The sequence below is a fragment of the Flavobacterium sp. genome (assembly GCF_031363805.1).
Lineage (GTDB): Bacteria > Bacteroidota > Bacteroidia > Flavobacteriales > Flavobacteriaceae > Flavobacterium.
On the sequence record NZ_JANLVD010000240.1, the window covers coordinates 1 to 6281 of the forward strand.

Annotated in this window: 8 protein-coding genes; 7 read left to right on the forward strand and 1 reads right to left on the reverse strand. The window is 30.7% G+C overall.

What is annotated here, in order from left to right; all coding sequences use genetic code 11:
- Positions 1 to 162: 162 nt before the first annotated feature.
- The 4 genes from RMN92_RS12460 (at position 163) to RMN92_RS12475 (ending at position 3024) form a co-directional block, all read left to right on the forward strand.
- Positions 163 to 1287, forward strand: a complete 1125-nt coding sequence (locus RMN92_RS12460) for a lactonase family protein (protein ID WP_309609765.1) — start codon at positions 163 to 165, stop codon at positions 1285 to 1287.
- Between the two features lie 132 nt (positions 1288 to 1419).
- Positions 1420 to 1722 (forward strand): hypothetical protein, encoded by a 303-nt coding sequence (locus tag RMN92_RS12465; RefSeq protein WP_309609766.1) that lies wholly within the window; start codon positions 1420 to 1422, stop codon positions 1720 to 1722.
- A gap of 1 nt (position 1723) precedes the next feature.
- On the forward strand, positions 1724 to 2266 hold the full coding sequence (locus RMN92_RS12470; RefSeq protein ID WP_309609767.1) for a DUF1003 domain-containing protein: 543 nt from the start codon (positions 1724 to 1726) through the stop codon (positions 2264 to 2266).
- Positions 2263 to 3024, forward strand: coding sequence for a hypothetical protein (locus tag RMN92_RS12475; RefSeq protein WP_309609768.1), 762 nt, complete (start codon positions 2263 to 2265; stop codon positions 3022 to 3024). The genes RMN92_RS12470 and RMN92_RS12475 overlap by 4 nt, the downstream gene beginning before the upstream one ends.
- Positions 3025 to 3039: 15 nt before the next feature.
- Here the strand turns inward: RMN92_RS12475 and RMN92_RS12480 are convergent, their stop codons facing one another.
- Complete coding sequence (locus tag RMN92_RS12480; RefSeq protein ID WP_309609769.1) at positions 3040 to 4170, reverse strand: DegT/DnrJ/EryC1/StrS family aminotransferase; 1131 nt, start codon at positions 4168 to 4170, stop codon at positions 3040 to 3042.
- A gap of 78 nt (positions 4171 to 4248) precedes the next feature.
- Between RMN92_RS12480 and RMN92_RS12485 the strand changes: the two genes are divergently transcribed.
- The 3 genes from RMN92_RS12485 (at position 4249) to RMN92_RS12495 (ending at position 6173) form a co-directional block, all read left to right on the forward strand.
- Positions 4249 to 4488 (forward strand): hypothetical protein, encoded by a 240-nt coding sequence (locus RMN92_RS12485; RefSeq protein WP_309609770.1) that lies wholly within the window; start codon positions 4249 to 4251, stop codon positions 4486 to 4488.
- A 259-nt stretch (positions 4489 to 4747) separates the two neighbouring features.
- Positions 4748 to 6004, forward strand: coding sequence for a glycosyltransferase N-terminal domain-containing protein (locus RMN92_RS12490; protein ID WP_309609771.1), 1257 nt, complete (start codon positions 4748 to 4750; stop codon positions 6002 to 6004).
- A 1-nt stretch (position 6005) separates the two neighbouring features.
- Complete coding sequence (locus RMN92_RS12495; protein ID WP_309609772.1) at positions 6006 to 6173, forward strand: hypothetical protein; 168 nt, start codon at positions 6006 to 6008, stop codon at positions 6171 to 6173.
- Positions 6174 to 6281 lie beyond the last annotated feature (108 nt).

Here is a 6281-nt window from a genome sequence, read left to right on the forward strand (position 1 = left end):
CAGGAACAAATTATTCAATAAAATAGCTGCAGTTAATAAAGTTTGGCGCAATTGGGGGTTTTAAGTAAGTTTTGTAGTTAGAAATTTAATCTTATAATTAAACTACGGAGTGGTTTTATATTTTTGCTTCAAAATTAAATATATTTAAAATAATTGGAAATAATGAAAAATAAAATCCTGTTAATAGTTATAATTTTTTCTTGTGTAAATGTTTATTCGCAAAACACTTATGTTTTTTTTGGCTCATTTAATCGTGAAAAAACAACAGAAGGGATTCATGTTTATGAATTGGATACAATTAGTGGGAAACTATCGAAAATTACAGCAGTAAAAGGCTTTTCAAATCCATCGTTTCTAACTTTGTCACCAAATGGAAAATATTTGTTTGCTTGTACAGAAAGTAAAACTCCAAATAGTGGAAGTGTGAGCAGTTTTGAATTTAAACCCGAAAATAAAACGCTCACTTTTATAAATAGTCAGAAAAGTGGCGGCGAAAATCCTGTTTATCTGACAGTTCATAAAAATGGGAATTGGTTGATTAGTGGAAATTATACCGAAGGAAGTGTTTCGGTTTATCCAATTTCCGAAAACGGAACTATAAATCCGATTGCTCAAAACTTTCAATTTTCCGACGGGAGTATAAATAAAGAAAGACAAGATCGTTCACACATTCATTCAACAGTTTTTTCGCCGAATTTTGACTATGTTTTTTTGCCAGATTTAGGCGCAGATAAAATTAGATGTTACAAATTTGAAAAAGATAAAATCGAACCTTTGCAAGTTGCAGAAAATGAATTTACGAAGACAACTTTAGGAAGTGGGCCAAGACATTTTACTTTTCACCCAAACGGGAAATTTGCATATTGTGTTGAAGAATTAACAGGAACAATAAACGTTTATAAATATGAAAATGGAAAATTGGATAGCATTCAAAGTATAAATGCACATTCCGATAAATATAAGGACGATTTTGCAAGTTCAGACATTCATATTTCGCCCGATGGAAGATATTTGTACGCGTCAAATCGTGGAAAAGAAAATAATATCGCAATATTTGGAATTCAAGACAACGGACAACTAAAAATAGTTGGTTATCAATCATCTTTAGGCAAACATCCGAGAGTTTTTGCAATTGACGAAACAGGAAAATTTTTAATTACCACAAACTTGATTAGTGGAAATGTGTTCGTATTTAAACGCAATATTGAAACTGGATTACTGAAAAAAGTGGGTAAAGAATTGAAAATAAAAAATGTGTCTTATGTTGGGATTAGAAAATACAGATAACTTTAAATTTAATTTTATAAATCACAAAACTTAATAATTAGTTCAAATAAATTTCCTTTAAAGTCCATATAAATACAAAGGACAGCATGCATACCAACTTCACCATAAATTAAGTAACTTAGCCAATACAAAATGGCAAATAAAACATCACAACATATTTTATCAACATCTGCAAATTTGCTTGGATTTTGCCTTTTTATTATCACATCACTTCATTTATCCAATAAATCAGAAAACAATTTAATTGACGAATTTACATCAGTTGTGGCGTTGCTTTTAACAATTTCATGCGTTTTATCATTCATTTCCATACGAACACAAAACAAAAACCGAGAATATAAACTGGAACAAATAGCCGATTACTTATTCATTGTTTCCTTAATTGGAATATTTGCAATAATAGTATTTATGATTTTTAACTTCTGGAACAAATAAAATGAACAGAGACACAAATAAACTACTACAATCTGAAAGTGAGCAACTAAAAAAATTGCAACAAATTGTAAAAAAGTCAATTGAGGATGAAGATTTAATTATTCAAAACTTACTTAATCCACCCAAAGATATTTTATCTAGAGGGCAAAAAATATCAGACAAAGTAGCAAGGTTTGGCGGCAGTTGGGCTTTTATAATTTCGTTTTTTGTTATTCTAATACTGTGGATTTTGTTCAATAGCCTTGCGCCAACAAAAGCAGATTTCGATCCTTATCCGTTTATTTTAATGAATCTTATTTTGTCATGCATTGCAGCTTTGCAAGCACCAATCATCATGATGAGCCAAAACAGACAAGAAGAAAAAGACAGAAAAAGAAGCGAAAATGACTATTTGATTAATCTAAAAGCAGAATTGGAAATCCGAGCGCTCAATCAAAAAATAGATTTGCTTTTGGAAGAACAAATAAAAGTACTGTTTGACAGCCAAGCCAAACAGCTGGAAATTTTGAAATCAATAGAAAAAAAATTGACGAATAATAAATGAAACATTTACCAAAAATAAATCTCTTTTATTGGGCATTAATTATTAGTGCCAATACCATGGGCGAAACAGCGGGAGATTTAATTTCTCAAACTTTTAATTTAGGTTATGGCGGTGGAACACTTGTATTAATATCGCTTTTTATAATTGCATTAACAATTTCCATTTATTCAAAAAGTCAAAAACCACTTTTATATTGGACAGTTATAACGTTGGCAAGTACAGCTGGAACTACAATTTCCGATTTTATAAGCCGATCTTTTTTTCATTTGCAATTAGGATATACCGAAAATCAAGGATATACTTTTGGAACAATACTATTGGTTGTAGCACTCATAATTACATTCAGTATTTGGAAATATCACTCTAAAACAAATACCATTGAAAACGGATTAAACAAACGAACGGAGTTTTTATATTGGATAGCCATACTTACTTCTAGCACATTGGGAACTGCATTTGGAGATTTACTTGCACACAACACGCCACTTGGCTTTGATGGCGGAACATTGCTTTTGTTAAGTTTACTCACAATTGTTGTTGCACTTGTATATCTTACAAAAATATCTAGAGAAATTTTATATTGGTTGGCCATTATCCTGACACACCCAATTGGGGCAACTATGGGCGACTATTTGACAAAACCTGAAGGAATGAATCTTGGAAATGTTAAATCAAGTTTGGTTTTAGTTGTAGTGTTTATTGTGGTTATACTAGCTGGAAAATTAACAATCGTTAAAAACAACGCTATTAAATACTAAACTTCAGTTCCAAAACTATCCTAAAAATTCCAAAACCGAATCTGTTATAAACTTAATTTGCTCATCGTCAAGCTCTGTATGCATTGGTAACGATAAAACTTCTTTCACCAATTGATTGGTTACCGGAAAATCTTCCTCTTTATAACGAACATCCAAATAGGCTTTTTGCAAATGCAACGGAATAGGATAATAAATAGCACACGGAATACCTTTGTCTAGCAAATGTTGCATCAATCCATTTCTGTCAGCACCAATAATTCTTAAAGTATATTGATGGAAAACATGGCAATCGCAAATATCGCAAATACTTGGAGCTACAATGTTTTTATGACCTTCAAAAGCCAATGAATATTTTCTAGCCGCATCTTGTCTGGCTTTTCCATATTGATCCAACATTGGCAATTTGACATTCAAAACCGCGGCTTGAATGCTGTCCAATCGTGAGTTTACGCCAACAACATCGTGGTGGTATCTTTCATACATTCCATGATTGGCAATACCTCGAAGGGTGTGAGCCAACGCATCATCATTGGTAAAAATAGCACCACCATCGCCATAGCATCCTAAATTTTTACTTGGAAAAAATGAAGTTGCGCCAACATGACCTATGGTTCCTGCTTTTCTTTTTGAACCATCAGAAAATTTGCAATTTGCTCCAATGGCTTGTGCGTTGTCTTCTATTACAAGTAAATTATGCTCGTTGGCAATGTGCATTATGGCTTCCATATTGGTGGCACGACCAAACAAATGTACTGGAATAATCGCTTTTGTTTTGGGTGTAATCGCTTTTCGTAGCGCATCAATATCAATATTCATATTGTACATATCTACATCGACCAAAACTGGAGTAAGCTGTAATAAAGCAATGGTTTCCACTGTGGCTGCAAATGTAAAATCAGCAGTAATCACTTCATCACCAGGTTTCAAACCCAATCCCATCATAGCAATTTGCAAAGCATCGGTACCATTTGCACATGGAATTACGTGTTTTACACCTAGATATTCCTCCAGATTTTTTTGAAATTTTTGAACTTCAGGGCCGTTTATATAAGTATTGGTATCTAAAACTTCTTGAATAGAAGCATTTACAGTATCTTTTATTTTTTCGTATTGACTTTTGAGGTCAACCATTTGAATTTTTTTCATTTTATGAAATTAGTGACACAAAAATAAGAATTAATTTTAAGAAACATATTTATTATATTTGTATAAAATGAAAAATAGATGGAAACTGTAATATTTAAAAGCAATTCTAAAAAAGATATGAACTTATTGGTAAATCTTGCCAAAAAGATTGGTGTGGAAGTACAAAAAATTTCTTCAAATAACGATTTTGTTGATGAGAATGATCCTGCCTACGAGCTAAAAGTAGAAAAAAATCTGGGAAAAATGATTGATGAAGGAATGAAATCGGGAGTTGCGTTAAAAGAAGAAGTTTTTAAAGTTATGAATAAATGGAAATAGTATTCATGAACTCGTATTTAAAAGCTATAAAAAAAATTAAGAATTCGAATTTGATTTTAAACTTGCAAAATACTATTGATAATGTTGAAAAAGCGGAATCAATAAATAAAATTCTGAATCTAAAAAAACTTATTGGGTTTACCGATTGTTATCGAATAAAAATCGAAAATTACCGAATTGGGTTAATCATTAAAAATAATGTAGCGACTTTTGTTCAGTTTCAACATAGGAAAGACATTTATAATAAATTTCCTTAAATATGCTTTTCCTCTACAACTTAATTGTTCACATTGCTAGTTTTTTATTAAAAATCACAGCGCTTTTTAGTCCAAAAATTAAACTATTTGTGAATGGCAGAAAAAAGGTTTTTGAAACATTAAAAAGTAAAATAAATGAAACTGACAAAACCATTTGGTTTCATGCAGCTTCGCTTGGCGAGTACGAACAAGGTTTGCCAGTGATTGAAAATGTAAAAGAAAAATTCCCAGATCACAAAATTGTAATCACTTTTTTTTCACCATCAGGTTATGAAGTTCGGAAAATCAATTCGATTGCTGAGGTTACGGTTTATTTACCGTTAGACACCAAATCCAATGCCAAAAAATTCTTGAAATTGGTTCATCCGGAAATGGTATTTTTTATCAAATATGAGTTTTGGCCAAACTATTTAAATCAATTAAAAAAACAGAAAATTAAAACCTACTTAATTTCTGGTATTTTCAGAAAAAACCAATCATTTTTTAAATGGTATGGCGGTTTTTACAGAAAAGCTTTGAAATCTTTTGATTACTTTTTTGTTCAAAACGAAAGTTCAAAAAATTTACTTTTAAGTATTGGAATCAATAACGTAAAAATATCTGGCGATACACGTTTTGACAGAGTAGTTTCTATTTTGGAAAAAGACAATTCTTTAGATTTTATTTCAGAATTTAAAAAGAAAGCTACAACTGATTACAAGGAAAAAAAAACAACAACAATCGTTATTGGAAGTTCCTGGCAGAAAGATGAAAACCTGTTTATAAATTTTATAAATGAGTCTAAAAACTTAAAATTTATCATTGCACCGCATAATATTGACAGAAATCTTATTCAAGAATTTAATAGTAAAATTTCAAAAAAAATAGTGTTGTTTTCAGAAAAAGAGAATAAAAATTTAGTCGATTTTGATGTTTTTATTATTGATACCATTGGGATTTTGACTAAAATTTACAGCTATGCAGATTTGGCTTATGTAGGTGGTGGATTTGGAAATCCTGGCGTTCATAACATTTTAGAACCAGCAACTTTTGGAATTCCAATTGTGGTTGGGCCGAATTATTCGCATTTTGCAGAAGCTATAGCTTTAGTTAATTTAGGAGGTTGTATATCTGTTTCCAATGAAAAACAATTGAATGAAACGGTGAATAGTTTGATTCAAAATGAAGACGAAAGATTAGAAAAAGGACATATTTGCAGCACTTTTGTACAAATGAATAAAGGGGCAACTCAAATAATTTTGAATCATATTATAGGATGAAATGAAAACCAAAATTTGTGCTATTTGTAATAAAGAAGAAACAATTCTTTTTAGAATTTTGATTGCCAACAATAAAAATTGGATTTTTGTTTGCCAATCTTGTTGCGAAAAATCAAAACAATTGGCAAATTATAAGTATGGTGGAACATGGAAAGGCAACAGACATTAATCAAACACATTATTTAAAATAAATTTTGACAACTTTCAAACCTTTACAACTTTCTGATATAAAAAGCATTACAAGGCTGATGCAAGAATTTTATGCTATAGATAATTA

Bases quoted from the DNA above. Each gene is read 5' to 3' on its own strand.
- RMN92_RS12465 (WP_309609766.1), top strand. From the start codon at position 1,420: ATGGCAAATAAAACATCACAACATATTTTATCAACATCTGCAAATTTG.
- RMN92_RS12480 (WP_309609769.1), bottom strand. From the start codon at position 4,170: ATGAAAAAAATTCAAATGGTTGACCTCAAAAGTCAATACGAAAAAATA.
- RMN92_RS12460 (WP_309609765.1), top strand. From the start codon at position 163: ATGAAAAATAAAATCCTGTTAATAGTTATAATTTTTTCTTGTGTAAAT.
- RMN92_RS12490 (WP_309609771.1), top strand. From the start codon at position 4,748: ATGCTTTTCCTCTACAACTTAATTGTTCACATTGCTAGTTTTTTATTA.
- RMN92_RS12485 (WP_309609770.1), top strand. From the start codon at position 4,249: ATGGAAACTGTAATATTTAAAAGCAATTCTAAAAAAGATATGAACTTA.
- RMN92_RS12475 (WP_309609768.1), top strand. From the start codon at position 2,263: ATGAAACATTTACCAAAAATAAATCTCTTTTATTGGGCATTAATTATT.
- RMN92_RS12470 (WP_309609767.1), top strand. From the start codon at position 1,724: ATGAACAGAGACACAAATAAACTACTACAATCTGAAAGTGAGCAACTA.
- RMN92_RS12495 (WP_309609772.1), top strand. From the start codon at position 6,006: ATGAAAACCAAAATTTGTGCTATTTGTAATAAAGAAGAAACAATTCTT.